The 24,399-nt window shown below is 68.3% G+C and carries 24 protein-coding genes; 12 read left to right on the forward strand and 12 right to left on the reverse strand.

Annotation, left to right across the window (positions count from 1 at the left end):
* Nucleotides 1-71: 71 nt before the first annotated feature.
* Together LQ772_RS10590 and LQ772_RS10595 are read right to left on the reverse strand one after the other, a co-directional pair.
* Nucleotides 72-3,050: a PAS domain-containing protein gene (locus tag LQ772_RS10590; RefSeq protein WP_231320722.1), complete on the reverse strand. Its 2,979-nt coding sequence runs from the start codon at nucleotides 3,048-3,050 to the stop codon at nucleotides 72-74.
* A gap of 446 nt (nucleotides 3,051-3,496) precedes the next feature.
* Nucleotides 3,497-3,916, reverse strand: coding sequence for a hypothetical protein (locus LQ772_RS10595; RefSeq protein WP_231320723.1), 420 nt, complete (start codon nucleotides 3,914-3,916; stop codon nucleotides 3,497-3,499).
* 144 nt (nucleotides 3,917-4,060) lie between these two features.
* On the opposite strand from LQ772_RS10595, the gene LQ772_RS10600 reads away from it, so the two are divergent.
* On the forward strand, nucleotides 4,061-4,573 hold the full coding sequence (locus tag LQ772_RS10600) for a cupin domain-containing protein (RefSeq protein ID WP_231320724.1): 513 nt from the start codon (nucleotides 4,061-4,063) through the stop codon (nucleotides 4,571-4,573).
* 15 nt (nucleotides 4,574-4,588) lie between these two features.
* Here the strand turns inward: LQ772_RS10600 and LQ772_RS10605 are convergent, their stop codons facing one another.
* Both LQ772_RS10605 and LQ772_RS10610 read right to left on the reverse strand, forming a co-directional pair.
* The gene (locus tag LQ772_RS10605) at nucleotides 4,589-5,416 is read right to left on the reverse strand and encodes an NAD(P)H-hydrate dehydratase (protein ID WP_231326022.1); all 828 of its coding nucleotides are present in this window, start codon (nucleotides 5,414-5,416) and stop codon (nucleotides 4,589-4,591) included.
* Between the two features lie 50 nt (nucleotides 5,417-5,466).
* Nucleotides 5,467-6,222: a histidine phosphatase family protein gene (locus LQ772_RS10610; protein WP_231320725.1), complete on the reverse strand. Its 756-nt coding sequence runs from the start codon at nucleotides 6,220-6,222 to the stop codon at nucleotides 5,467-5,469.
* Between the two features lie 260 nt (nucleotides 6,223-6,482).
* Here LQ772_RS10610 and LQ772_RS10615 point away from each other — a divergent pair, with 260 nt between their 5' ends.
* Complete coding sequence (locus LQ772_RS10615) at nucleotides 6,483-6,710, forward strand: hypothetical protein (protein ID WP_231320726.1); 228 nt, start codon at nucleotides 6,483-6,485, stop codon at nucleotides 6,708-6,710.
* Nucleotides 6,711-6,915: 205 nt separating this feature from the next.
* Here LQ772_RS10615 and LQ772_RS10620 read toward each other — a convergent pair whose 3' ends face one another.
* The 7 genes from LQ772_RS10620 to miaA form a co-directional block, all read right to left on the reverse strand.
* Nucleotides 6,916-8,208 (reverse strand): adenylosuccinate synthase, encoded by a 1,293-nt coding sequence (locus LQ772_RS10620; RefSeq protein WP_231320727.1) that lies wholly within the window; start codon nucleotides 8,206-8,208, stop codon nucleotides 6,916-6,918.
* Nucleotides 8,209-8,268: 60 nt separating this feature from the next.
* On the reverse strand, nucleotides 8,269-8,454 hold the full coding sequence (locus LQ772_RS10625; RefSeq protein WP_231320728.1) for a DUF2065 domain-containing protein: 186 nt from the start codon (nucleotides 8,452-8,454) through the stop codon (nucleotides 8,269-8,271).
* A 4-nt stretch (nucleotides 8,455-8,458) separates the two neighbouring features.
* Entirely contained in the window at nucleotides 8,459-9,322 is an 864-nt protein-coding gene (hflC, locus tag LQ772_RS10630; RefSeq protein ID WP_231320729.1) for a protease modulator HflC, read from the reverse strand.
* Nucleotides 9,319-10,359 (reverse strand): FtsH protease activity modulator HflK, encoded by a 1,041-nt coding sequence (gene hflK, locus LQ772_RS10635; RefSeq protein WP_231320731.1) that lies wholly within the window; start codon nucleotides 10,357-10,359, stop codon nucleotides 9,319-9,321. Before hflK ends, hflC begins: the two co-directional genes overlap by 4 nt.
* Before the next feature lie 235 nt (nucleotides 10,360-10,594).
* Nucleotides 10,595-11,929 carry a ribosome rescue GTPase HflX gene (gene hflX / locus LQ772_RS10640; protein WP_231320733.1) on the reverse strand — a complete coding sequence of 445 codons (1,335 nt, stop codon included), beginning with the start codon at nucleotides 11,927-11,929 and terminating at the stop codon, nucleotides 10,595-10,597.
* A 166-nt stretch (nucleotides 11,930-12,095) separates the two neighbouring features.
* Nucleotides 12,096-12,362: an RNA chaperone Hfq gene (gene hfq, locus LQ772_RS10645; RefSeq protein ID WP_231320735.1), complete on the reverse strand. Its 267-nt coding sequence runs from the start codon at nucleotides 12,360-12,362 to the stop codon at nucleotides 12,096-12,098.
* A 237-nt stretch (nucleotides 12,363-12,599) separates the two neighbouring features.
* Complete coding sequence (miaA, locus tag LQ772_RS10650; protein ID WP_231320736.1) at nucleotides 12,600-13,538, reverse strand: tRNA (adenosine(37)-N6)-dimethylallyltransferase MiaA; 939 nt, start codon at nucleotides 13,536-13,538, stop codon at nucleotides 12,600-12,602.
* 163 nt (nucleotides 13,539-13,701) lie between these two features.
* On the opposite strand from miaA, the gene LQ772_RS10655 reads away from it, so the two are divergent.
* From LQ772_RS10655 to kbl, 3 genes are all read left to right on the forward strand, one after another.
* Nucleotides 13,702-13,953: a hypothetical protein gene (locus LQ772_RS10655; RefSeq protein ID WP_231320737.1), complete on the forward strand. Its 252-nt coding sequence runs from the start codon at nucleotides 13,702-13,704 to the stop codon at nucleotides 13,951-13,953.
* 79 nt (nucleotides 13,954-14,032) lie between these two features.
* Complete coding sequence (tdh, locus tag LQ772_RS10660) at nucleotides 14,033-15,067, forward strand: L-threonine 3-dehydrogenase (protein WP_231320738.1); 1,035 nt, start codon at nucleotides 14,033-14,035, stop codon at nucleotides 15,065-15,067.
* 170 nt (nucleotides 15,068-15,237) lie between these two features.
* On the forward strand, nucleotides 15,238-16,431 hold the full coding sequence (kbl, locus tag LQ772_RS10665; RefSeq protein WP_231320739.1) for a glycine C-acetyltransferase: 1,194 nt from the start codon (nucleotides 15,238-15,240) through the stop codon (nucleotides 16,429-16,431).
* A 137-nt stretch (nucleotides 16,432-16,568) separates the two neighbouring features.
* Here kbl and LQ772_RS10670 read toward each other — a convergent pair whose 3' ends face one another.
* Entirely contained in the window at nucleotides 16,569-17,327 is a 759-nt protein-coding gene (locus tag LQ772_RS10670) for a pseudouridine synthase (protein WP_231320740.1), read from the reverse strand.
* A gap of 106 nt (nucleotides 17,328-17,433) precedes the next feature.
* On the opposite strand from LQ772_RS10670, the gene LQ772_RS10675 reads away from it, so the two are divergent.
* From LQ772_RS10675 to LQ772_RS10705, 7 genes are all read left to right on the forward strand, one after another.
* Nucleotides 17,434-18,378: an acyl-CoA desaturase gene (locus LQ772_RS10675; protein WP_231320741.1), complete on the forward strand. Its 945-nt coding sequence runs from the start codon at nucleotides 17,434-17,436 to the stop codon at nucleotides 18,376-18,378.
* A 3-nt stretch (nucleotides 18,379-18,381) separates the two neighbouring features.
* The gene (locus tag LQ772_RS10680; RefSeq protein WP_231320742.1) at nucleotides 18,382-19,626 is read left to right on the forward strand and encodes an NAD(P)/FAD-dependent oxidoreductase; all 1,245 of its coding nucleotides are present in this window, start codon (nucleotides 18,382-18,384) and stop codon (nucleotides 19,624-19,626) included.
* Entirely contained in the window at nucleotides 19,626-20,396 is a 771-nt protein-coding gene (locus tag LQ772_RS10685; protein WP_231320743.1) for a DUF1365 domain-containing protein, read from the forward strand. The genes LQ772_RS10680 and LQ772_RS10685 overlap by 1 nt, the downstream gene beginning before the upstream one ends.
* A gap of 106 nt (nucleotides 20,397-20,502) precedes the next feature.
* Nucleotides 20,503-21,756, forward strand: a complete 1,254-nt coding sequence (locus LQ772_RS10690; RefSeq protein ID WP_231326023.1) for an SAM-dependent methyltransferase — start codon at nucleotides 20,503-20,505, stop codon at nucleotides 21,754-21,756.
* Nucleotides 21,753-22,298 (forward strand): DUF2878 domain-containing protein, encoded by a 546-nt coding sequence (locus tag LQ772_RS10695; RefSeq protein ID WP_231320745.1) that lies wholly within the window; start codon nucleotides 21,753-21,755, stop codon nucleotides 22,296-22,298. Before LQ772_RS10690 ends, LQ772_RS10695 begins: the two co-directional genes overlap by 4 nt.
* Nucleotides 22,285-23,082, forward strand: a complete 798-nt coding sequence (locus LQ772_RS10700) for a DUF1295 domain-containing protein (protein WP_231320746.1) — start codon at nucleotides 22,285-22,287, stop codon at nucleotides 23,080-23,082. The genes LQ772_RS10695 and LQ772_RS10700 overlap by 14 nt, the downstream gene beginning before the upstream one ends.
* Nucleotides 23,072-24,154 (forward strand): SAM-dependent methyltransferase, encoded by a 1,083-nt coding sequence (locus LQ772_RS10705; RefSeq protein WP_231320747.1) that lies wholly within the window; start codon nucleotides 23,072-23,074, stop codon nucleotides 24,152-24,154. Before LQ772_RS10700 ends, LQ772_RS10705 begins: the two co-directional genes overlap by 11 nt.
* The last annotated feature ends 245 nt before the right edge of the window (nucleotides 24,155-24,399 follow it).

A 24,399-nucleotide genomic window follows, 5' to 3' on the forward strand; every position in this document is an offset into this window, starting at 1 on the left:
CGCGGGGTATTTCTTTAGCTGCCCGCCCGCGGGTGCGACCGCGCATTCTGCCTCCGCGCGCGTGCGCTTGCTCAGTCGCCGCCGGCCTCGACCAGGCTCTTGACCCGCGCCACCAGCTGATCGATCACGAACGGCTTGGTCAGCACCTGCATCCCCGGCTCGAGCTGGCCGCTGCCGATCACGGTGGTTTCGGCAAAGCCGGTGATGAACAGCACCTTCAAGCGCGGCATCCGCTCGCGCACCGCGTCGGCGAGCTGACGCCCGTTGAGCCCGCCGGGAAGGCCGACGTCGGTGACCAGCAGGTCGATGCGCATACCCGCGCGCAACATTTCCAGTGCTGCGGCGCCGTCGCACGCCTCCAGCACGGTAAAGCCATGCTCGCCCAACACGTCGACCACCAGCATGCGGACGGTCGGTTCGTCATCGACCACCAATACCGTCCTGCCGCGCGGCAGGATCGAAACACCCGCCGACGCAGCCTGCTTTTCCTCCACCGGGAACTCGCCCAGGTGTCGCGGCAGCAGCAGGCTCACCCGCGTCCCTTCGCCCAGCCGCGACTGGATCTGTACGCGCCCACCCGACTGCTTGGCGAAGCCGTAGATCATGGACAGCCCCAGGCCGGTGCCGCGGCCCAGCGGCTTGGTGGTGAAGAAGGGCTCGAACGCGCGCGCGACCACCTCCTCCGGCATGCCGGTACCGGTGTCGCTCACGCTCAACTCCAGATAATCGCCCGGCACCAGGTCCAGCGCCCGGGCAGACGTCTCGTCGAGCCAGCGGTTGGCCGTACCGATGCGCAGTTGGCCACCTTCCGGCATCGCGTCGCGCGCGTTGATGCACAGGTTGAGCAGCGCGTTCTCGAGCTGGTGAGCATCGGCCAGGGTGACCCACAGTTCGTCGGCGTGATCGACCTCGAGCGTGACCGCCGGGCCGATGGTGCGCCGGATTAGTTCCTCCATCCCGCCGATCAGCCGGTTGGCATCCACCGGGTGCGGATCGAGCGTCTGCCGCCGCGAGAACGCCAGCAGACGGTGGGTCAGCGCGGCCGCGCGGCGCGATGCGTCCTGCGCGGCACCCAGATAGCGCTGCAAGTCTGCGGTGCGCCCCTGTTCGACGCGCACCTGCATCATGTCCAGGCTGCCGCTGATGCCCGCCAGCAGGTTGTTGAAATCGTGCGCGAGCCCGCCGGTGAGCTGGCCGACCGCCTCCATCTTCTGCGCCTGCAACAGTTGTTCCTGTGCCTGGCGCAGCGCCTCGGCCTGTTGCCGCTCGGCGGTGACGTCGCGCCCGTAGGCATAGACCAGTCCCCCCTCGGCCGAAGTGCTCCAGGAGATCCAGCGCGCCGTGCCGTCCTGGTGCCGGTAGCGATTCTGGAAGCCGGTCAGGCGCGGGCCGGCAGCCACCGCGTCGAGGGTCGCGGTCTGGTCCTCGGGCCAGACCCACTGCAGGAAGTGTTGCCCCACCAGGGACTCCGGGGCATAGCCGAGGATCGCGGTCCATGCCGGGTTGATGCGCAGGAACAGGCCGGCCGAGTCGACCACTGCCAGCAGGTCGCGCGAGTTCTCCCAGATCCGGTCGCGCTCGGCGGTGCGCTCCTCCACCTTGCGCTCGAGCGAAGCGGTGAGTTCGCGCACCTCCTGCTCGGCGCGGCGGCGTTCGATCACCGCCCGGGTGCGCTCGCCCACTTCGCGGATGAAGGCCAGTTCGTCGTCGGTCCATTCGCGCGCCGTGGCGTGGTTCAGGTACAGCAACGCCACGAAACAGCCGTCCTCGGTGATCGGCATGTTGACCACCGACTGCGCGCTGATCGCCTTGAGCGCCTCGGCGCGGGCGGCGGTGCGCGGGTCCTTCTCGGCGTCGGCGAACACCACCGTTTCGCCGCGGCGGAGGTTTTCGATGTAGCGGCCGTAGTCGCGGAAGTGCAACACGCCGGCCAGGCTGCGGATGCCCGGCGCGTTCCAGTCGCGCTCGATGGTGATGGTTTCCTCGGTGAGGTCGATCGTGCCGTAACCGGCACGGCTCACCCCCAGCGTCCGGCCGAGGATTTCCCCGGCCGCGTGCGAAAGCTCGGCCGGCGATTGCACGTCGCGCAGGCGGTCGCCCAGTTCGATCAGCAGCGCCTGGCGACGCGCGTGGGATTGCAGCGCTTCCTGTGACAGGTGGGCCTCGGTCACGTCGTGGCCTTCGACGAAGATACCGGTGACCTGGCCGGACTCGTCGACGGTCGGCGCGTACACGAAATCGAGGTAACGCTGGACCGCAGGCTGGCCGGGCGCCGGCGAGAGGCGGATGGGCACGTGCGAGGCGATGTATCGCTCGCCGCTCCGGTAGACCTCGTCCAGCAGTTCGTAGAAGCCCTGCCCCTCCACCTCGGGGAAGGCGTCGCGTACCGTGCTGCCGATCAATTCGCGCTGGCCGACGAGCCGGCAAAAGGCGTGGTTGACGAACTCGAACTCGTGTTGCGAACCCCGAAGGACCGCGATGAACCCGGGTGCCTGCTCGAACAGCTTGCGCTGCCGTTCGCGGGCGGCCGCCCGCTGGCGCTCCAGCAGCATCTTGCCGGTGGTTTCCATGGCCGAGGTGAGCAACCCGGCGACGGCGCCATTCTCGTCGCGCAACGGCGTGAAGGAAAAACTGAACCAGCGCAGGTCGTTGGTGGGCCCGCCGGCCAAGGCGAACGGCATGTCCTCCACCCATCGCGACCGCCCGGCGAACACCTCGGCGACCATCGGTTCGAGCGTTTCCCATATCTCGGCCCACAGCCGCGCCGCTGGCTGGCCCAGTCCCGCGGGGTGCTTGCTGCCGAGGATCGGCAGGTAGCCGTCGTTGTAGATGCAGGTACGCTGCGGGCCCCACATGATCAGCATCGGCTGGCACGCCTCCAGCACGATCCCGACCGTGGTCTTCAGGCCTTGCGGCCAGTTCGCGGGTGGACCCAGCGGGGTCGACGACCAGTCATGTCCGCGAACCAGCGCCGGCATCGACCGCCCGTCGGGCGCCATCTCGATCGCCTCGTCGGCTCCCAGGGAGGCAGTCGTAGGTTCGCTGTGCATGGCGTCGCAATGTCCGGAAATAACCAGCTTAGCGCCTGCACTCTACCGTGCGGTCCCCTGGCTGCCTCCCGCAGCCAGGCAGGGCCGCCGACCGGGCGTGGCACGCGAGGTCAATGCTCCAGCGCATCACCGCGCGGGACCAGGGGCCGCGCGACGGGACTGACGAACATCGGTGGCACTCCCCCACCTGGCGTGGTCGAACCCTTCGCCAACACGGGAGGCTTGATGCCGGTGGGAGCGCTGGCGCCACTCGTCGGCGGGCGGGAGCTGGGCAGGGACTCGTCGATGGGCATGACGGCGGGTTCCAGAGTTTCGGTCGCACCAGCTTGCCTGGCTGCCAGTGCAGCGGGCGTGTGGGTGGTGGCAAGGAATTGCCGACGCACCCGCACGCGTCGGGCCTCCGACCGCCGGAGAATGGGGGAAGGCCCGGCTTACGGTCCGGTCCGTCAGGCGCGACCGCCGCTGCTTGGCGCACCGGGCGGAGGATCGAGCCCGCCGTCGCCCTTGCCGCCGACGCCGTGGCCCTTGGTCGATCCCACGCCGCTCTCGCGGTGCTTGCGCTCCTGTATGTGCTGCGCGCGATCCTGCCCCATGCCGCCGGTCTGGTAGGTCGGACCGGTTTCGGGCATCGGCATGATCGCCTCCGGATCGACCGGCTCGCCCATCGCCTTCTGCCCAAGCGGGTCGCCGAAGCCGTGGTGCGGGCGCATCTGGCCGTTGCCGCTTTCCCCGCCGGTACCACCTGCCGGCTCGACCGCCTCGCCGGTTTCGCCCTGAACCTCTACCTGGTTCTGCCCGGCGCGCTTGCCAATGGCGTCCTGCAGGTTCTCGTTGGTGCGCCCGCGCGGATCGTCGATGCTGCCCATGGGGTTCTCCGGTTCCGGTTGCTGGAAGGGATCGTGCCCGAGCGAAGGTCAGCGGGGCGTGCAGCGACAATGGCCGGAGCGTTAGTCGATTCGTGCACATGTGCAGGGGCAAGCTTCCGCGATGCCATGCACAGGCCACCGACCATGCAGACCGAAGCCTTCCGGCTCGCTCGCCACGACTGGGTTCCCAACCATCCGCGCCTGCCCGTGCTGCTCTACCACCAGGCGCTCGATGATCCGGGGAACGATGCCGCGACCACCTTCGAGGCGCGCTTCGATGGCAACGGCTGGCCGCCGCAATGGCGCGCGGGCATCTACGACTTCCACCACTATCACTCCACCGCGCACGAGGTGCTCGGCGTGGCCAGGGGCACGGCACGGCTCGTGCTGGGCGGACCGGGCGGGCGCGAGGTCGAGGTAGGCGCAGGCGACGTGGTGTTGCTGCCTGCCGGCACCGGCCACTGCAGCGTCGGATCGAGCGACGGCTTCCTGGTGGTCGGCGCTTATCCGCCCGGGCAGAAGTGGGACATCCGCCGCGAGGCGCCCACGCAGGAGATGCTCGATCGCATCGCGCAATTGCCCTTCCCGGCGTGCGATCCGGTCAGCGGTGAACATGGGCCGATGCTCGCGTGCTGGAGCCCGCCGCCCGAGACGTGACTTCCCTCGTCGCGGTTATGCGGACCTGGGCCGGAGGCGGTCCAGGATGCCTGGTATCGGCCCGGGGATCTCACGCGCCAGGAAGCCCAGCGAACCGACCGAGGCTTCCAGCGCGAGCCCCGCCTGGGCATGCACGAACACGCCCCACAACGCCGCCTGCACGGCATCCCCGCAACGCGCGGCAAGGCCTGCGATCACGCCTGCCAGCACGTCGCCGGAACCGGAGGTGCCCAGCCCATGGCAGCCGCCGGCATGGATCCACAGGCGACCGTCCGGCGCGGCGATCCAGGTCGTGGCTCCCTTGAGCACCAGCACGCTGCGCGTGCGCCGCGCGAACGTGCACGCCAGCGCCTGCGGTTCCTGCTCGACCCGCGCCTTCTCCCGTCCGGACAGCTTGGCCATCTCGCCGGCATGCGGGGTGAGCACGTACGGCCGCCCCGGCGGCGCGCGCAAGTCCGCCGAGAGTGCCCCGGCATCGATGACCAGCGTGCCGCCGGCCTGCCGCAGCACCCGCTGCACCAGCGGGGCGCTGGCCGGCGCGGGATTCATTCCCGAACCGATCAGCGCTGCGTCGCAGCCCTCGATCGCCTCGTCCAGTGCCGCGTTGCCACGCACGATCTCCCCTTTGCCATTCACCGGAAGGCCGATGACCAGCGCCTCGGGCATGGCCACCGCGAGCGGCAATGCGACGTCATCGGCGGTCGCGACCTGCAGCTTGCCGGCACCGGCGCGCAGCGCGCCGGTGCCGGCAAGCAACACCGCGCCGGGCACGCGACTGGAACCGCCGACGACCAGCACGCGCCCGCGCCGTTCCTTGCCTCCGTCCGGATCGGGCAGCGGCATGCCGCGCAGCAGCCTCGCCGTGAGACGCTGCGGCTTGGCGCCTGTCGCGCTCACCGCGCTCCCTTGGGCCGGTCCGACTCGATCGTCACCGGCGAACCGGCTTCCACCAGCGGCGCCACGAAGTTGGTGCGCTGGAGCAGCAGGCCGCAACCGTCCGGGGCCTCGGCATATTCGGTGATGCCGCAATTGGGCACGTCCCCGTTGCGATCGATCGCGAGGATGGTGTCCTCGTCCATGCGCTCCAGCAGATAGCGAAAGCAGTTCACGATCACCTGGTGCGCAACGATCATCACACGCTCGCCCGCATGGTTGCGCTGCAGGTCGCCGAGCATGCTGCGCAGCCGTAGCACCACGTCGCACCAGCTCTCGCCGCCGGGTGGGCGGAAATAGAACTTGCCCACCAGCTGGCGCTGCTCGGCCAGTTCGGGAAATTTGCTGCGGATGCCGGCGCGGGTGTAACGGTCGAGCACGCCGAACTCTTTCTCGCGCAGGCGCTCGTCGACGACCACGTCCTCGCGCGCACGCCCCAGCGCCGCGGCGACCGCCACGGCGGTCTCTCTCGCGCGCTTGTAGGGCGAGGCCATGAAGGTCGTCGGCCGGTCGTCCTCCCGCAGCGCGCGCACCCAGGCGCCCAGTGCCTGCGATTGCTCCAGGCCCAGCGGCGACAGCGGCACGTCGGCGTCGCGGTGTTTCAGCTCGATCAGCGTCGCGCCGGAAGATTCCGCATGGTCGCGCGCGATATTCCCCGCGCTCTCGCCGTGGCGAATGACCCACAACCGCTGAGGCCAGCCCACATTGCCCTGCATGACCGCTGCTCCCACGCCGCTCTCCCGCTTTGCAACAGCGCGAGCTTTGGCACGCAGCGCGTGAATGGCCGGTCGACCGGCGGCGGGCAGGCGTCACGCCCGCCCTGGGCGCCCCGCGCCTGAGCTTTTTCCTAGCGTCAGTTAGACGATGGCCTCACGGTCCCTCGGCCAACATCACCCCACGAGTGGCGGTCTTTTGGCCGACCGCTCGCAACGCATGCCAGCCCACCCGCGCCTGACCGTCGAACGAGACCCAAGCCATGCGAAATCCCCTGCAACTGCGCTGCAACCAGTTGGAGCGCTCGATGCGCGCCCTGCACGACGAATGCGACCGCCTGATGCGCGAGAACGCGATGTTGCGCGAACGGATGCAGGGAGCTGGCCAGTCGGTGCAGCGTCTCGACGATGAACTGGCACGCATCGCCTCCGGCCCGGATGCGGAGCAGGCGCCGTTCGTGATCCGCGCTTCGTCGATGCGGATGTATTGACCGGACGTATTAACCGGGGAGCGCAGTTCCTTCCCGGCGGCCTGTTACGCCCGTCGATCGGATCGGCAGCCAATGCCCGGGTGACCTCTCAGACGCCGTTGGCCCACGCCTTCGAACAGGCATCCGCCGACGGCTGCCAACGACGCCTCAGACGAAAAAGCCCGCCGAGGCGGGCTTCTTCCGTCGAGCCGTGCGGGGCAATCGCTCAAGCGAACGGATCATCCAGCACGATGGTGTCGTCGCGGTCGGCGCCGGTGGCGACGATGGCCAGGCGGCAGCCGGACAGCTCCTCGACCGCACGCAGGTAGGCGCGGGCCGCGGCAGGCAGCTTGTTCCAGTCGCGGATGCCGGCGGTGGATTCCTCCCAACCGGGGAATTCCAGATACACCGGCTTGCACTCGGCCCAGCCGTCGGCGTCCAGCGGTGCCAGCTCGCGACGCTTGCCGCGGTATTCGTAGGCCACGCAGACCTTGATCGACGGCAGGCCGTCGAGCACGTCGAGCTTGGTGATGGCCAGGCCGCTGATGCCGTTGATCTGGACGGCGCGCTTCAACGCCACCAGGTCGATCCAGCCACAGCGGCGCGGCCGGCCGGTGCTGGCGCCGAACTCGTTGCCGACCTTGCGCAGGCGTTCGCCCATCTCGTCGTTGAGCTCGGTCGGGAACGGCCCGCCGCCCACGCGTGTCGCGTAGGCCTTGCAGATACCCAGCACGTAGTCGATGTCGCGGGCGCCCACGCCCGTGCCGGCCAGCGCGCCGCCAACGGTGGTGTTGGACGAGGTGACGTACGGATAGGTGCCGTGGTCGATGTCTAGCAGCGCGCCCTGCGCGCCTTCGTACAGGATGTTGCCGCCCTCGGCGCGCACGTCGTGCAGGATGGTGGCGACGTCGTCGACCATCGGGCGGATGTACTCGCCCCAGGCCAGCGCGTCGTCGAGCACCTTCTGGTAATCGACCGGCTCGGCCTTCAACCACTGGGTCAGGATGAAGTTGTGGTATTCGACCGCCGCCTTGATCTGCGCCGGGAGCTCGTGCGGGTACATCAGGTCGGCCACGCGGATCGAACGGCGGGCGACCTTGTCCTCGTAGGCCGGGCCGATGCCGCGGCCGGTGGTGCCGATCGCACCCTTGCCGGCGGCGGCCTCGCGCGCCTTATCCACGGCGATGTGGTACGGCATGATCAGCGGCGTCGCCGGGCTGATCTTGACGCGCGAACGCACGTCCACCCCATTGCCTTCGAGCTCGGCGATCTCTTCCATCAGCGCCGCCGGCGAAAGCACCACGCCGTTGCCGATCAGGCACAACGCGTCGTCGCGCAGGATGCCCGAGGGGATCAGGTGCAGTACGGTCTTCTTGCCCTTGATAACCAGCGTGTGGCCGGCATTGTGGCCGCCCTGGAAGCGCGCCACGGCACTGACCCGCTCGGTCAGCAGGTCGACGATCTTGCCCTTGCCTTCGTCGCCCCACTGGGCTCCAAGGATGACGACTGACTTGCCCATGAAAGTTCTCGCTCGTTGGGTGCTCCCGGGGGAGCCGTGAGTTTGGGAAACAGGAAAGCTTCAGCGCACCAGCTGCAGGACGGCCAGCCCCGCGATCACTGCCACCGCGCCGAACACGCGCAACGTGCGCGGCTTGAGTTCCAGCGCCTGGCGCACCATCGACTGCCAGTGGGCCGGGGCGGCGAACAGCATCAGGCCTTCGATCACCAGCACCAGGCACAGTGCGACGGACAATTCGTGCGGCATGGCTTCAGCGCTTGGCGCTGTCCTCGAAGTAACGCAGCAGTTCGGAGTCCGGCTTGAGCACCAGGGTGCCGTGACCATCGGCGAAACCGGTCTTGTACGCCGACAGGCTTCGATAGAACGCGAAGAACTCCGGATCCTGGCCGTAGGCGCCCGCATAGATGGCGGCAGCCTGGGCGTCGCCCTGGCCGCGCACGGTGGCGGCGTCGCGATCGGCGTCGGCGCGCAGCACCTGGCCCTGGCGGTCGGCATCGGCGCGGATCTTTTCGGCCTGTTCCTGGCCGGTGTAGCGCAGTTCGTTGGCCAGCTGCAGGCGCTCGGCGCGCATGCGCTTGTAGACCGATTCGCTGACCTCCTCGGGCAGGTCGATACGCTTGATGCGCACGTCGACCACGGCGATGCCGAGATTCTTTCGCGCGGCGGCGTCGGTCTGCTTGCGCACGCGCTCGGTGATGTCCTTGCGACCCCCGGCGATCAGGTCCTGCAGGCTGCGCGAATTGAATTCGAAGCGCAGCGCGTCCTTCACCACCGGGCTCAGCCGTTGCGCCGCCTGGTTGGCGTCACCGCTGGTGGCGCGGTAGTAGGCGGCGTTGTCGGCGATGCGCCACTTCACGTAGAAGTCGACGTTGACGCTCTTCTTCTCGGAGGTGAAGTAACGCTCCGGCGGCGCGTCCAGGCCCTGGATGCGGCTGTCGAAACGCATCACCTGCTGGATCACCGGCGCCTTGAAGTGCAGCCCGGGCGTGTAGTCGGTCTGCACGATGCGGCCGAACTGCAGCAGCAGCGCGCTCTGACCCTCGCGCACCACGAACGCGCTGTTGAGGCCCAGCAGCACCAGCAGCACCACGATCACGGTCCAGACGATCTTCATGGCTGGTTCCCCTTGTCGCTTGCGTCATCGGTGGTGACGGCGGCCGCGGTCGGCGGGCTCGCCGGCGCGGCCGGCGGCAGGTTGATGATGGTGCGTCCGCTGGAGCCGTCGATCACCTTGCGGTTGCCGGCCATCACCTGCTCCATCGTCTCCAGCCACAGGCGCTTGCGGGTCACTTCCGGTGCCGCCTTGTATTCCTTCAGCAGCAGGTCGAAGCGCGCGGCGTCGCCGTTTGCACGGGCGATGCGTTCGGCCTTGTAGCCCGCAGCCTCGGCGGCGATGCGCGAAGCATCGCCGCGCGCGACCGGCACCACCTTGTTGGCGTAGGCCAGCGCATTGTTCTCGATGCTCTGCTTGTCCTCGCGCGCCTTGTTGACGTCGTCGAAGGCGTCCTTCACCTCGGCCGGCGGCGAGACGTTCTGGAAGCTCACGGCGGTCACTTGCAGGCCGCAGTGGTAGCTGTCCAGCGTCTTCTGGAGGGCCTGGCCGGCCTCGCCGACCAGCGCGGCGCCTTCGCCGGAGAGGATCGTGTCCATGTCGCTGCGGCCGATCACCGAGCGCACGGCGGCCTCGGAGGCGGCGGCAATGGTGTCTTCCACGTCGTCCACCGCAAACAGGTAGGCACGCGCGTCGGACACCTGGTATTGCACGGTGAAATCGATGGTGATGATGTTTTCGTCGCGGGTCAGCATGCGCACGCTGTCCTGCAGCGAGCGCACGCGGGTGGTCTCGACCTTGGTGATGGTTTCGACCGGTTGCGGCAGCTTGAAATGGAAGCCTGGCGGCAGCGTGCGGCTGTACTGCCCGAAGCGCAGTACCACGCCGGCCTGGCGGGCATCGACGATGGTGTAGCTGCTCAGCAGCAGCCAGGCCAGCACCAATGCCAGCACGATGGTGATGATGCCGCCGGGGCCGCCGTGCTTGCCCAGACGCGCGCGCAGGCGCCGGAGGGCGTCGTCCAGACCGTTACCGTTGTTGCCGGGACGCTTGCTGTTCCAGGGATCGCGTTGGCCGTTGCCGGGTTCGTTCCAGGCCATGTCAGTCTCCTTGGGACAAGGGGCAGGCCGGCGGGACGAGCCGGTGGGTGCGTTGCGGAATGAGGGGCATGGGGCGCGGCGTCGAGGTCGGGGATGGGTGAACCGCGGCGCGCCGCGGTCGATCTCGGTGCGGGCGGGAAAACGCCGCACAAACGCCGCTTAGTCTAGCAGAGGTGAATTCGGGCGTGGCCTGGTTGGGGTGGCCCTGGGCGCTGTCGGTCCCCGGCGCGGAGACCTACAGGCCGTCCGTCGACCCGAGCACGCCCCGCAGCAGCGCCGCGTCCTGCGGATGGCCGCCGCCCAGCGGCGCGATCACGCTGCGCGGCGCATCGATCTGCAGCCGCCAGCCGTGTTCGTCGACCGATTCACCGGCAATGGCGCCGGCTGCACGCAGGCGCGCGTGCAGCCGGCCCGCAGAGAGCGGCAGTTGCAGTTCGGTCTGCACGCGTTCGCCGCCGAGCAGTTCGCCCAGCGCCTGGCGCAGCAGGTCCAGTCCCTCGCCGGTGTGGGCCGACAGCCAGACCTGGGTCGGCCGCCCCTCACCATCGCGCACGATGCGTGGTTCGGTACCGGCGCGCGGCTCGTCCTCGCCTTCGCGCAGCATGTCGATCTTGTTCATGACGTGCAGCTGCGGCACGTCACCGGCGCCGATCTCCTCCAGCACGCCGTCGACCACGCGGTGCAACCGCACGCGTTCGTCGTCGGCGGCGTCGCTGACGTGCAGCAGCAGGTCGGCGTCGCGCGCCTCGGCCAGGGTCGCGCGGAACGCGGCGACCAGGTCATGCGGCAGTTCGCGGATGAAGCCCACGGTATCGGCCAGCACGGCCGGACCGCAGGAAAGGTCCTCGATTTTGTGGACCGTCGGGTCGAGCGTGGCGAACAGCAGGTTCGCGGCAAACACCTCGCCTTCGGTCAGCGCATTGAACAGCGTCGACTTGCCGGCGTTGGTGTAGCCCACCAGCGCGACCCGCGGCACCGTGTTGCGCAGGCGCGCACGGCGCTGCTGCGTGCGCTGCACCTGCACCTTCTCCAGGCGCCGGGTGAGCATCTTGACCCGCTCGCCCAGCAGGCGGCGATCGGTTTCCAGCTGGGTTTCGCCGGGACCCCGCAATCCGATGGCACCGCCGCGCTGACGCTCAAGGTGGGTCCAGCCGCGCACCAGCCGCGTGGCCAGGTGCTTGAGCTGAGCCAGTTCCACTTCCAGCTTGCCCTCGTGCGACCGCGCGCGCTGGGCGAAAATGTCCAGGATCAGTCCGGCGCGGTCGACCACGCGCACGGCCAGCAGTTTTTCCAGGTTGCGTTCCTGCACCGGCGTGAGCAGGTGGTCGATCAGCACCACGTCGGCTTCGGTGGCGCGCACGGCCTCGGCCACCTCTTCAGCCTTGCCCGTACCGATGTAATAGCGAGGATTGGGATCTTCCACGCGCGCGGAAACGCTGGCGAGCACTTCGGCGCCGGCCGAGCGCACGAGCTCGGCGAACTCCTCCGCGCGGCGGGCGGTGTCGCCCTCGCCGCGGGCGTGCGGCAGCACCAGTACGGCGCGCTCGCCCTTCTTCTGTCTATCGAACACTGGGTTGGCGTGGCCTGAGGAAGCGGATTCGCGCCACCGGCAGCGCGCCGGTGGCATGGGGTGGGCATTGTATGCCCATCAGCAGGCGGTCGACGGCAAGGTCCATGGGCGACAACCGCCGGCGGACCGGGCGGCCCGCCAGCGGCACGTCAAACCATCCGTGAAATCAGTCTTCGCCTTCGGCGGGCGCGTGGGCGTCGACATGGCCTTCATGGCCATTGCCCATGCGCACGTTGCGGCTGGGCACGACGGTGGAGATGGCGTGCTTGTAGACCATCTGGCTCACCTGGTTGCGCAGCAGCACCACGAACTGGTCGAACGACTCGATCGTGCCCTGCAGTTTGATGCCGTTGACGAGATAGATGGCCACCGGAACGCGCTCACGGCGAAGTGCGTTGAGAAACGGATCCTGCAATGACTGCCCTTTGGACATGTTGTTGTACCCCCTCGCGAACCTGCGCGGGCCGGAGAAAAAACGCGCGCATGACGCGCCGGCCCAAGTCGAAGGGATATTAACCGCTTTTAAATGATGGGCGAAAGCACGGGAACCACGACATGCATCCCGGGATCGCCGCCTCGACGCAGGAGCCCAGTGGCGGGCAATGCGTTTGCTCCGAATGGGCAGCACCCACAAGTGGGTTCCGCAAGGGCGCGCTCGCATCAGCGGGCGCTACAGGAAGAGCTCCAGCGCGCCGCATGCACGATCGAACAGGCCGGCCCGGTCTGGATCAAGCGTCCTCGCGTCCAGCTCCGTGCGCAGCCAGGTCATCTGCCGCTTGGCCAACTGCCGGGTGGCGAAGATGCCTTTGTCGCGAAAGACGGCCGCATCGATGGCGCCGTCCAGGTGCTCCCACGCCTGCCGGTATCCGACGGCGCGCAACGCCGGCAGGTCCGGATCGAGGTCTTGGCGGTCACGCAAGGCGCGCACCTCGTCGAGGAAGCCGGCAGCCAGCATGGCGTCGAAACGCCGGGCGATGCGGGCGTGCAGCTCGGCGCGGTCGGCCGGAAGCAGCGCCAGCTTGAGCACGCGCCAGGGAAAGCGTTCGCCGCCGCCCCCGGTCTGTTGCTCGGAGAGCGGTCGTCCAGTCAGCTCGATGACCTCCAGCGCGCGCTGCAGGCGTTGGGCATCGTTGGCACCGATGCGACCGGCAGCGACCGGATCGCACGCGGCCAGCCGCGCGTGCAGCGCGGGCCAGCCAAGCGCCGCTGCCTCGTCGGCCAGCCGCGCGCGGATGGCGGGCGCCGCGTCGGGCAGCGCCGAAAGGCCGCGCTGCAGCGCACGGAAATACAGCCCGGTGCCCCCCACCAGCAGCGGCACCCGCCCCCGCGCATGGATGCGCGCCATGGCGGCCAGCGCATCGGCCCGGAAGTCGGCCGCGGAATACGGCTCGGACGGGTCGCGCAGGTCCAGTAGCGCGTGTGGATGCAGGGCCAGCGTGGCCGCATCGGGCTTGGCCGCGCCGATATCCAGTCCGCGGTAGACCAGCGCCGAATCCACGCTCACCAGGTCGAGGGCGAAGCGTTCGCTCAACGCACAGGCGAGCGCCGTCTTGCCCGAGGCAGTGGGGCCCATGAGGAACACGGCAAGCGGGCGCGCATCGGCGGGCATTCCGGCCATTGTAGGCGGCACAGGCGCCTGATCGGCACAGGGACAGACTGCGACCAGTTAGTGACGCCGGTCACATTCGCAGGCTCCTCGCGGCCCTTCGTGACTTGCCTATGAACCACCGCGGGCGCACCATGCTGGCAGGCGACCACATAGAATTCACGCCATGGTGCACTCGATCGACGCGGAACACGACCAGGACGGTGGGCACGGGGGCGTCGTGATGCTGCGACCCGCCTCCGCCACGTCTTTGCCGCGCGTTCGCCCGGCGGCCCAGCCTGCTCCTTCGCGTTCGCCGCAGGGAAAGCCTCCGGTAGCTCGCAAGCCGGTGTGGGACAAGGACAACTTCGGTTTCTGGCTGACAGTGTGCGTCCTCATCAGCCTCGTCTTCTCGATCGCCTGGCACGCCCTCGGCTGAGGCTCGGCCGCCCCTGCGGCGAGGCCCTATAATCGTCAGCTTCCCCGCCCGCCTATGCGGGCCAGACGATGGTGGTCCCATGCCGCAGACGATGAAAGCCCTGGTCAAGCGCAAGCCCGAACAGGGCATCTGGATGGAAGAGGTGCCGGTTCCCCAGATCGGCCCCAACGAGGTGCTGATCAAGGTCGAGAAGACCGCCATCTGCGGCACCGACCTGCACATCTACAAGTGGGACGAATGGTCCCAGCGCACGATTCCCCAGGGTCTGACCATCGGCCACGAGTTTGTCGGCCGTATCGCCGAGCTCGGTAGCGCGGTGACCGGTTACAAGGTGGGCGACCGCGTCTCGGCCGAAGGCCACATCGTCTGCGGGCATTGCCGCAACTGCCGCGCCGGGCGCCAGCACCTGTGTCCCAATACCGTGGGTATCGGCGTCAACCGCAACGGCGCCTTCGCCGAGTTCGTGGCGGTACCGGCGTCGAACCTGTGGCCTATCCCCGACCAGATTCCGTCCGAGCTGGCCGCTTTCTTCGACCCCTATGGCAACGCCGCACACTGCGCGCTTGAATTCGACCTGATCGGCGAGGACGTCCTGATCACCGGCGCCGGCCCGATCGGCATCATCGCCGCGGGCATCGCCAAGCACGTGGGCGCGCGAAACGTGGTGGTCACCGACGTCAACGACTACCGGTTGAAGCTCGCCGCCGACATGGGCGCGACCCGCGTGGTCAACGTGGCCAACCAGTCGCTGCGCGAGGTGGTCAAGGACCTGCACATGGAAGGCTTCGACGTCGGCCTGGAGATGAGCGGCAATCCGCGCGCCTTCAACGACATGCTCGACGTGATGTACCACGGCGGCAAGATCGCGTTGCTGGGCATCCAGCCGAAGGGTGCCGGCATCGACTGGGACAAGGTGATCTTCAAGGGCCTCACGCTGCAGGGCATCTACGGCCGGCGCATGTACGAGACCTGGTACAAGATGACCCAGATGGTGCTGACCGGCTTCCCGCTGCAGAAGGTGCTGACCCACCAGATCGCCATCGACGATTTCCAGCGGGGTTTCGACCTGATGGATGCGGGCACCTGCGGCAAGGTGGTTTGCAGCTGGACCTGAACCGGCGCGTCCGCTACCGGCGTTGTCAGCGTTGACGCTGGCGCCGGCACAGGACCCACACCGGCATCGGCCGCGCCCTCCCCTTCACACTTGTCACTCCCGCTTTCGCGGGAATGACGGCCAGGCGGCGTCGCAAGCCCAGGCCATTTACCTCAGATCGGAGACCACTCGTGACCTATACCGCCCGTGACCGCTACGCCGCCGAGCTGGACTCCATCCGTGACCAGGGCCTGTTCAAGGGCGAGCGCATCATCGTGTCACCGCAGTCCTCGGAGATCACGCTGGCCAACGGCCGCAAGGTCCTCAACTTCTGCGCCAACAACTACCTGGGGCTGGCCGACCATCCGGACGTGATCGCCGCCGCCAAGGAAGCGCTGGACACGCACGGTTTCGGCATGGCCTCGGTTCGCTTCATCTGCGGCACGCAGGACCTGCACAAGCAGTTGGAGGCGAAGATCGCCGAGTTCTTCGGCACCGAGGACACCATCCTCTACGCCGCCTGCTTCGACGCCAACGGCGGCCTGTACGAGCCGCTGCTGGGCGAGGAGGACGCGATCATCTCCGACGCGCTCAACCACGCCTCGATCATCGACGGCATCCGCCTGTGCAAGGCCAAGCGCTTCCGCTACGCCAACAGCGACATGGCTGACCTGGAGCAGCAGTTGCAGGCGGCCGACGCCGCCGGCGCGCGCACCAAGCTGATCACTTCCGACGGCTCGTTCTCGATGGACGGGTTCATCGCGCCGCTGGACAAGATCACGGCCCTGGCCGAGAAGTACGGTGCGATGGTGCACATCGACGAATGCCATGCCACCGGCTTCCTGGGCGCCACCGGCCGCGGCTCGGCCGAGGTGCACGGCGTGATGGACAGGATCGACATCTTCACCGGCACGCTGGGCAAGGCGTTGGGCGGCGCCTTGGGCGGTTTCACCACCGGACCGAAGGAAGTGATCGAGCTGCTGCGCCAGCGCTCGCGGCCCTACCTGTTCTCCAACTCGCTGCCACCGCATGTGGTCGCCGCCGCGGTCAAGGTGTTCGACATGCTGGTCTCGGCCGGCGAGCTGCGCACGCGCGTGCAGGAGAACACGGCCTACTTTCGCAAGGCGATGACCGACGCAGGCTTCGACATCAAGCCGGGCGTGCACCCGATCGTCCCGGTGATGATCTACGACGCGCCCAAGGCACAGGCGATGGCCGCGGCGTTGCTGGAGGAAGGCATTTACGTCACCGGCTTCTTCTACCCGGTGGTGCCGCAGGGCCAGGCCCGCATCCGCACGCAGATGAGCGCGGCGCACACCCGCGAGCACCTGGACCGGGCGATCGCGGCGTTCACCAAGATCGGCAAGCAGCTGGGCGTGATCTGAGCTTGCGAGTCCTCCCCTTCGGGGAGAGGGCTGGTGGGAGGGCGCTCTTGCGAAAGCGCCCGCGTACCATCTTCAGATCGGGCTACCCCGCGAGCCCGGCCCCGCAGCAAGCCCTCCCCTTGGGAGGGCTAGAGGGCTCAAGCGAGCCGCAGCGCCCGGACTTCCTCGGCTGAAAGGTGGCGCCACTGGCCCTTGGGCAGCTCGCCCAGGGCTAGGTTGCCGATCGCCACGCGCACCAACCGCAGCACGCCGATGCCGTGCGCCGCCAGCAGGCGCCGGATGTGCCGGTTGCGCCCCTCGTCCAGCACGACCTCCAGCCATGCGTTCTTCTCCCCGGTGCGCAGCAGGTCGACCCGTCGAGCGACAAGCCGCTCGCCCTGGTCGATCACGCCCTCGCCCAAGCGAGCCAGCAACGTCGCGTCGGGGACGCAGTCGACCTGCACGTGATAGGTCTTCTCGCGGTGCGTGGCCGGATCGGTGATGCCGGCCGCCCACACCGTGTCGTTGCTCAGCAACAGCAAGCCCTCGCTGGCCTTGTCCAGCCGCCCGACCGGCCCGAGCCAGGGCAATCCCGCCGCAGCCAGCGCGTCGTAGACAGTGGCGCGTCCACGCTCGTCCGCCGCACTGACGACCAACCCGCGCGGCTTGTTGAACATCACGTAGACCGGCGTCGTCTCGCCGATCGGCTGGCCATCGACGGTGATGCCGCCCTGCTCCGGCGCGGTCGGACATTCCGGATCGCGCACCACGCGGCCACCAATCGCCACCCTGCCCGCGCGCACCCACTGCTCGGCTTGGCTGCGCGAACACACGCCACGCTTGGACAGGACCCGCGCCAATCCGTAGCGGGGACCGGTGGAGACGGAGGCAGTCGAAGGGCGGCGCGGCGGGGGCATCGGCGAAGCGTATCGACCGCGCTGGAACCGCGGCAAGCCTGACGGTGCATCCGCCTGTGCGGCTCGTCCGTATTCACATGGGCAAGACGCATCGACAGGGCCACCCATGAACGAAACCGCTCAAGCTGCCGTACCCGGATTCGCCCGACGCCTGGCGACCGGCGTGCTCCGCTGGTTCGACACCCGTGCCGTCGAGGCGTCCGACGACGATCGCATCGACTGGGCGCGCGTATTGCCGTTCATCGGCATGCACGTGGCCTGCGTCGGCGTGCTCTGGGTGGGATTCTCGTGGTTCGCATTCTGGGTGGCGGTGGGGCTCTACGCGCTCAGGATGTTCGCGGTCACCGCCTTCTACCACCGCTATTTCTCGCACCATGCCTTCCGAACCTCGCGCCCGGTGCAGTTCGCTTTCGCGGTGATCGGCGCCAGTGCCGTCCAGCGCGGGCCGCTGTGGTGGGCCGCGCACCACCGCAACCACCATCGCCACGCCGATACCCCGGCGGACGTGCATTCCCCGGTGCAACACGGGTTCTTCCGCAGCCACGTCGGCTGGTTCCTGAGCCGCAGCGGCTTCCGCACCGACTGGAAAGCGATCCCGGACCTAGCGCGCTTCCCCGAACTGCGCCTGCTCGACCGCTTCGACCTGCTGGTACCGGTAGCGCTGGCCGTGTGGCTGTTCATGCTCGGGGACCGGCTGCGCACGACGCAACCTGAGCTCGGCACGGACGGCCCGCAATTGCTGGTGTGGGGCTTCTTCGTATCGACCATCGTGCTTTTCCACGTCACCGTGACGATCAACTCCCTGGCGCACCGCTTCGGCAGCCGGCGTTTCGTCACGCGCGACAACAGCCGCAACAACTGGCTGCTGGCATTGCTCACCTTTGGCGAAGGTTGGCACAACAACCATCATTTCTTCCCCGGCTCCGCGCGGCAGGGCTTCCGCTGGTGGGAGGTGGACCTGACCTTCTACCTGCTGCGGTTGCTCGCCCTCCTCGGCGTGGTGAGCCAACTGAAGGCGGTCCCGGCCGGCCTCAAGCGCCGCGGAGACTGATTCATGCGTATCGCGGTCATCGGGTCAGGCATCGCCGGAATGGCCAGTGCATGGCTGCTCTCGCGCCAGCACGAGGTCACCCTTTACGAGGCCAATGCCTATATCGGCGGCCATACGCACACCCATGACGTGGCGCTCGGCGGACGCCGCTACGCGGTGGATACCGGTTTCATCGTCTTCAACCGGCAGCACTACCCGCTGCTCGGCCGGCTGCTCGAGGAGCTGGACGTGCTGTCGCAGCCGACCACGATGAGCTTCGCCGTGCGCAACGAGCGCAGCGGACTTGAATACGGCGCCGCCTCGCTGCGTAGCCTGTTCTGTCAACGTCGCAACCTGGTCTCGCCCCGCTTCCTCGCCATGGTGCGCGACATCTACCGCTTTTACCGCGAGGCACCGGCCTTGCTCGATCAGGCAGGCGAAGGCCCGACGCTCGGCGACTACCTCGCCGGGCAAGGCTATGGCGCGGCGTTCCGCGACGATCACCTGGTGCCGATGGCCTCGGCGCTGTGGTCGTCGCCCTCCCGGCAGATCCTCGCCTTCCCTGCCAAATACCTGGTCGCCTTCATGGCCAACCATCACATGCTGCAGGTGGAAGGCCGGCCGCAATGGCGGGTGGTCAGTGGCGGCTCCCGCCGCTACGTCGACGCGCTGCGCATGCGCTGGCGGGTGCGCGAGCGGATCGCCTGCCCGGTGCTGGCCGTGCACCGGCCGGCGGTCGGCGGCGTGGAGGTGCAGAGCCTGGCCGGATCGGAACGCTTCGACCAAGCCGTGCTGGCCTGCCACAGCGACCAGGCCCTGGCTTTGCTGGCCCAGCCGAGCGCGGCCGAACGCGAGGTGCTCGGTGCAATCACCTACCAGTCCAATGACACGGTATTGCACACCGACACGCGCCTGCTGCCGCGCCGGCGCAGCGCGTGGTCGGCCTGGAATGCACTGGTGCCAGGCGACAGGGACGATGCCTGCACGGTCACCTACTGCATGAACCTCCTGCAGTCGATCCAGGCACCGGAAACCTTCTGCGTGTCGCTCAACTGCACTGACCGGATCGACCCGGCGAAGATCCTGCGCCGGCTCACGTATGCACACCCGGAATACACCCACGCCGCGGTCGCCGCCCAGCGGCGCAAGGCCGACATCCAGGGTATCGACCGGCTCTGGTACGCAGGCGCCTACTGGGGCTGGGGCTTCCACGAAGACGGCATGCGCAGCGCGGTCGCCGTGGCCGAAGCGCTTGGAGTGCGCTGGTGATGGATGCACCGCTCGCCAGCGCGGTCTACGAAGGGTGGGTGCGCCACCGCCGCTTCGCGCCGCGGCCGCATGCGTTCCGTTACCGCATTGCCATGCTTTACCTGGACCTGGCCGAATTGCCCCGGTTGTTCGAAGGTCGTTGGCTGTGGTCGTACGGTCGCGCCAACGTGGCCCAGTTCCGCCGCGGCGATTACCTCGGACCGACCGATCTCCCGCTGGACGAGGCGGTTCGCCGCCGCGTGGCAGAGCACACCGGACGCCGTCCCGAGGGACCGATCCGTCTGCTCACCCACCTGCGCTACGCCGGGCACTGCTTCAACCCGGTCAGCTTCTACTACTGCTACGGCGCCGATGGCCGCACGCTCGAAGCGATCCTCGCCGAGATCACCAACACGCCCTGGAAGGAGCGCCACGCCTACGTGCTGCCGCTGGGCGAGGGCGAGCGACACGGCAGCGTGCACGCCTGGCGCTTCGACAAGACCTTCCACGTGTCCCCGTTCATGCCGATGGAGCGCGCCTACGACTGGCGTTTCTCCGAGCCGGCGCAAGCGCTGCGCGTGCACATGAACGTGCTGCGCAGCGGCGCCCGCGACTTCGACGCCACGCTCGTCCTCCAGCGCCGCCCCTTCGACGGCACGCAGTTGGCCCGCGCGCTGTGGCGCTTCCCGCTGATGACCCTGAAGGTCGTCGCCGCCATCCACTGGGAGGCGCTCAGGCTCTGGCTCAAGCGCAATCCTGTTTACGACCATCCACGCCACCACGGGACCTGACATGGATCTGGAACTGAGCCCCTCCGACGAGCGCGCCGTCGCCGGCACCCTCGACCAGGCGCTCCACTATGCCGACCTGCCGACCGAGGCAACGGAAGCGGAGCGGATGCCGACCGCGACTTACGGCGCACTCGACCGCGCCTTGCGCTCCCGCCTGCTCGCGCAGATGGTGCAATTGCGCGGCTGCCGGCTCGTGCTGACCGATGCACTCGGCCGCGTCGAGCTGGGCCAGCCGGCCGAAGGCGAATCCCTGCTGCGCGTGCAACTGCAGGTCGACGATCCGCGTTTCTACCGCCTGGTCGCCGCCAACGGCAGCGTCGGCGCGGGCGAGGCCTATATCGAGGGCCTGTGGCGCTGCGACGATCCGGTGGCGCTGGTCCGCATCATGGTGCGCAACCGCGACCTGCTCGATGGCATGGAGAGCGGACTGGCGCGGCTTGGCGGGTTGGCGCTGAAGGCGTGGCACGCGCTCAACCGGAACACGAAAAACGGCAGCCGGCGCAACATCGCCGCGCATTACGACCTGGGCAACCGGCTGTTCGGCCTGTTCCTCTCCGAGGACCTGATGTACTCCTCGGCGATCTTCGCCCGGCCGGACGAATCGCTCGAATCGGCCTCGCGCCGCAAGCTCGAGCGCATCTGCCAGAAGCTCGCGCTTGGCCCCGATGATCACGTGCTGGAGATCGGCACCGGGTGGGGCGGCTTTGCGGTGCATGCAGCCACGCATCACGGCTGCCGCGTCACCACCACGACCATCTCGCAGGAACAGTACGACCTGGCACGCCAGCGCGTGCGGGACGCCGGGCTCGACGATCGCGTCACCGTGCTGCTCCAGGATTACCGCGATCTCTCGGGCAAGTACGACAAGCTCGTCTCGATCGAGATGATCGAGGCGATCGGCGCGGCGTACATGCCAGCGTACTTCGCCGCCATCACGCGCCTGCTGGAACACGACGGCCTGGCGCTGATCCAGGCGATCACCGTCGAGGACCACCGCTACGCGCAGGCGCTGAAGTCGGTCGATTACATCAAGCGCTACATCTTCCCGGGGAGCTTCATTCCGGCGGTGAGCGCGATGCTGGAGGCTGCGCGCCGCTCGAGCGACTTGCGCCTGTTCCACCTGGAGGACATCGGCCCGAGCTACGCCCTCACCCTGAAGGCGTGGCGCGAACGCTTCATGGCCCGCCGCGCCGACGTGCTGGCGGCCGGCTACGACGCGCGCTTCATCCGCATGTGGGAGTTCTACCTGGCCTATTGCGAAGGCGGTTTTCGCGAGCGTTCGATCGGCGATGTACAGATGCTGCTGACCCGGCCAGGTTGCCGGCGCGAGTCCTACCTGCCGGACCTGGGCCTGCGATGAACGTCTGGTTCAACATCGTCGGTTACCAACTTGTCTGGCTGGCCACCGTCTGGGGCGCCTCGCACGAACGGGCCTGGCTTGGTCCGCTGGCGCTCCTGCCGTTCGCGTCGATCCATCTGCGCCGTCGCGACGGGCGGCTGGACGCCTGGCTGCTGCTTGCCGCCGCGGGCTGCGGGACGGTGCTCGATTCGCTCTATGCGGCCACCGGGACGATTGAGTATGCCTCGCCCTTCCCGTCGGGGCACGCCGCCCCGGCGTGGATCATCACCCTGTGGGCCGCGTTCGCCCTGACGCTGCGGCACAGCCTGCGATTCCTGCAGGGACGCTGGCTACTGGCGATGGCGTTCGGCGCCGCAGGAGCGCCACTGGCCTACGTTGCAGCAGCCCGCAGCTGGCAGGCGGTCGGATTTCCGCAAGGCGTCGTGGTCGCGATAGGAGCGCTTGCCCTGGGCTGGGCCTTCGTACTTCCCTTGCTGCTGCGCCTGGCCATGACCATCGAACACCAAACACGCTCGCGGACGGCAAGGCATGTCCACGTCTGAACTCTGGCATCAGCCCGTCTGGGTCTGGGCGGCAAGCGCCCTCGCGATGACGCTGGGCTGGATGGTGCAGCGGCGAACGCGCAACGCGGGTGTCGTCGATGCGATCTGGACGGCGGGTCTGGGCGGCAGCGCGCTCTATTACGCCGCGTCGGGCGAGGGACTGCCCGACCGCCGTGTCGCCATGGCGCTACTCGGCAGTCTGTGGGCCGCCCGGCTGGGATGGCACCTTGGCCTGCGCATCCTTGGTGAAGCGGAGGACGGCCGCTATCGCCATCTGCGCAGACACTGGCACGACAACCAGGTGAAGTTCTTCCTGTTCTTCCAGGCGCAGGCCTGGCTGGTTGTGCTGTTCTCATTGCCATTGCTGGCGGCGGCCGCCAATCGCGCGCCCTGGTCGGGCTGGGACAGCGTGGGCACCGCCGTATGGCTCCTCGCCATCGGCGGCGAAAGCCTCGCCGATCGCCAATTGGCTCGCTTCCGCGCCGATCCTGCCCACCACGGCCTTACCTGCCGGGGGGGCCTGTGGCGCTATTCGCGCCATCCCAACTATTTCTTCGAGTGGCTGCAGTGGTTCGCCTACCTGTTGCTCGCGGTCGGCTCGATGCTCTGGTGGCTGGCGCTGCTGGGTCCGGTGCTGATGCTGGTGTCGCTGTACTGGGTCACCGGCATCCCGTTCACCGAAGCACAGGCTCTGCGCAGCCGCGGCGAGGACTACCGCGACTACCAGCGCCGCACCAGTCCGTTCTTCCCCTGGTTCCCCAAGGATCCCCGCCATGACCGATAGTCTCGTGCTCGACGCGCCCATCGCCGCCGTCCCGGAGCGCGGCCTGATCCAGCTCGCCGAGCGCGGGCTGGTTCCCGACGCCCTGCTGCGGCTGGGCATCCGCCGCCTGTGCGCCCACCGGTTGCGCGACGAGCGCCAGGGCAGCGTGGAGGCGAGCTGGGAGCGCTTCCGCGCCCTGCTGGATGAGCTGCGCCACAGCCCGCTGGCGGTGCATACCGACGCGGCCAACGCGCAGCACTACGAATTGCCCCCGGCGTTCTTCCAGCTCTGCCTGGGCAAGCGGCTGAAATACTCCAGTTGCTATTACCCGCTCGGCACCGAGAACCTGGACCAGGCCGAGGAAGCGATGCTCGCGCTCTACGGGCGTCGCGCGCAGCTGGCCGACGGCCAGGACATCCTGGAGCTGGGCTGCGGCTGGGGCTCGCTGACCTTGTGGATGGCCGAACGCTATCCTGGCGCGCGCATCACCGCCGTCTCCAACTCGCGCCTGCAGCGCGAGCACATCGAGGCGCGCTGTCGTGAGCGGGGACTGGCCAATGTCACGGTGATCACCTGCGACGTCAACCGCCTCGCGCTGCAAGGGGCGACGTTCGACCGCGTCGTGTCCGTGGAGATGTTCGAGCACGTGCGCAACTACCAGCGGCTGTTCGAGCAGATCGCGCAATGGCTGCGGCCGGATGGCAAGCTGTTCGTGCACATCTTCTGCCATCGCGAACTGATGTATCCGTTCGAAACGGCCGGTGGCGACAACTGGATGGGGCGACACTTCTTTACCGGCGGGCTCATGCCGGCGGCCGATACCTTCCTGCATTTCCAGCAGCACCTCGTCATCGAGGATCAATGGCGTCTTCCCGGCACCCACTACCAGCGCACCGCCAACGCCTGGCTGGAACGCCAGGATGCCAACCGCAGGCAGGTGCTGCGTGTGCTGGCCGATGCCTACGGCAAGTCCGCCGCCGCGTTGTGGCACCAGCGCTGGCGCATGTTCTGGATGGCCTGCGCGGAACTGTTCGGTTACGACAACGGCAACGAATGGCTGGTCGGCCATTACCGTTTCAGCCGGCGCGACTGACGCGTCCGCAAGGCGGACCGCGGCAAACCTTCCGGCTGAAGTCGCAGTGCGGGCCGCCACCACCCGGGGCCTATGCACTCATCCTCGGAGCGCCTTTGGGCGCGACCATGGGTTGCATGTGGCTTGGCGGTCGCGCCCTGGTGCGCTCCCGCAGAGAGAGGTCGCGACGCACGGATGCGTGGAGATGACTACGCTCCCTTATCCGGTAAGAACCAAAAAAAAGCCCGGCTTGCGCCGGGCTTTTC

Origin of the sequence: Frateuria edaphi, from assembly GCF_021117405.1 — a bacterium.
Taxonomy (GTDB): domain Bacteria; phylum Pseudomonadota; class Gammaproteobacteria; order Xanthomonadales; family Rhodanobacteraceae; genus Frateuria_A; species Frateuria_A edaphi.

Coding starts and splice junctions, on each gene's coding strand:
- hflK (WP_231320731.1), bottom strand. CDS start 10,359: ATGGCCTGGAACGAACCCGGCAACGGCCAACGCGATCCCTGGAACAGC.
- LQ772_RS10595 (WP_231320723.1), bottom strand. CDS start 3,916: ATGGGCAGCATCGACGATCCGCGCGGGCGCACCAACGAGAACCTGCAG.
- LQ772_RS10610 (WP_231320725.1), bottom strand. CDS start 6,222: ATGCAGGGCAATGTGGGCTGGCCTCAGCGGTTGTGGGTCATTCGCCAC.
- LQ772_RS10675 (WP_231320741.1), top strand. CDS start 17,434: ATGAACGAAACCGCTCAAGCTGCCGTACCCGGATTCGCCCGACGCCTG.
- hfq (WP_231320735.1), bottom strand. CDS start 12,362: ATGTCCAAAGGGCAGTCATTGCAGGATCCGTTTCTCAACGCACTTCGC.
- LQ772_RS10690 (WP_231326023.1), top strand. CDS start 20,503: ATGCCGACCGCGACTTACGGCGCACTCGACCGCGCCTTGCGCTCCCGC.
- LQ772_RS10670 (WP_231320740.1), bottom strand. CDS start 17,327: ATGCCCCCGCCGCGCCGCCCTTCGACTGCCTCCGTCTCCACCGGTCCC.
- LQ772_RS10705 (WP_231320747.1), top strand. CDS start 23,072: ATGACCGATAGTCTCGTGCTCGACGCGCCCATCGCCGCCGTCCCGGAG.
- LQ772_RS10700 (WP_231320746.1), top strand. CDS start 22,285: ATGTCCACGTCTGAACTCTGGCATCAGCCCGTCTGGGTCTGGGCGGCA.
- LQ772_RS10625 (WP_231320728.1), bottom strand. CDS start 8,454: ATGCCGCACGAATTGTCCGTCGCACTGTGCCTGGTGCTGGTGATCGAA.
- LQ772_RS10620 (WP_231320727.1), bottom strand. CDS start 8,208: ATGGGCAAGTCAGTCGTCATCCTTGGAGCCCAGTGGGGCGACGAAGGC.
- LQ772_RS10695 (WP_231320745.1), top strand. CDS start 21,753: ATGAACGTCTGGTTCAACATCGTCGGTTACCAACTTGTCTGGCTGGCC.
- LQ772_RS10680 (WP_231320742.1), top strand. CDS start 18,382: ATGCGTATCGCGGTCATCGGGTCAGGCATCGCCGGAATGGCCAGTGCA.
- LQ772_RS10600 (WP_231320724.1), top strand. CDS start 4,061: ATGCAGACCGAAGCCTTCCGGCTCGCTCGCCACGACTGGGTTCCCAAC.
- LQ772_RS10590 (WP_231320722.1), bottom strand. CDS start 3,050: ATGCACAGCGAACCTACGACTGCCTCCCTGGGAGCCGACGAGGCGATC.
- tdh (WP_231320738.1), top strand. CDS start 14,033: ATGCCGCAGACGATGAAAGCCCTGGTCAAGCGCAAGCCCGAACAGGGC.
- LQ772_RS10685 (WP_231320743.1), top strand. CDS start 19,626: ATGGATGCACCGCTCGCCAGCGCGGTCTACGAAGGGTGGGTGCGCCAC.
- miaA (WP_231320736.1), bottom strand. CDS start 13,538: ATGCCCGCCGATGCGCGCCCGCTTGCCGTGTTCCTCATGGGCCCCACT.
- LQ772_RS10615 (WP_231320726.1), top strand. CDS start 6,483: ATGCGAAATCCCCTGCAACTGCGCTGCAACCAGTTGGAGCGCTCGATG.
- LQ772_RS10605 (WP_231326022.1), bottom strand. CDS start 5,416: ATGCCGCTGCCCGATCCGGACGGAGGCAAGGAACGGCGCGGGCGCGTG.
- LQ772_RS10655 (WP_231320737.1), top strand. CDS start 13,702: ATGGTGCACTCGATCGACGCGGAACACGACCAGGACGGTGGGCACGGG.
- hflC (WP_231320729.1), bottom strand. CDS start 9,322: ATGAAGATCGTCTGGACCGTGATCGTGGTGCTGCTGGTGCTGCTGGGC.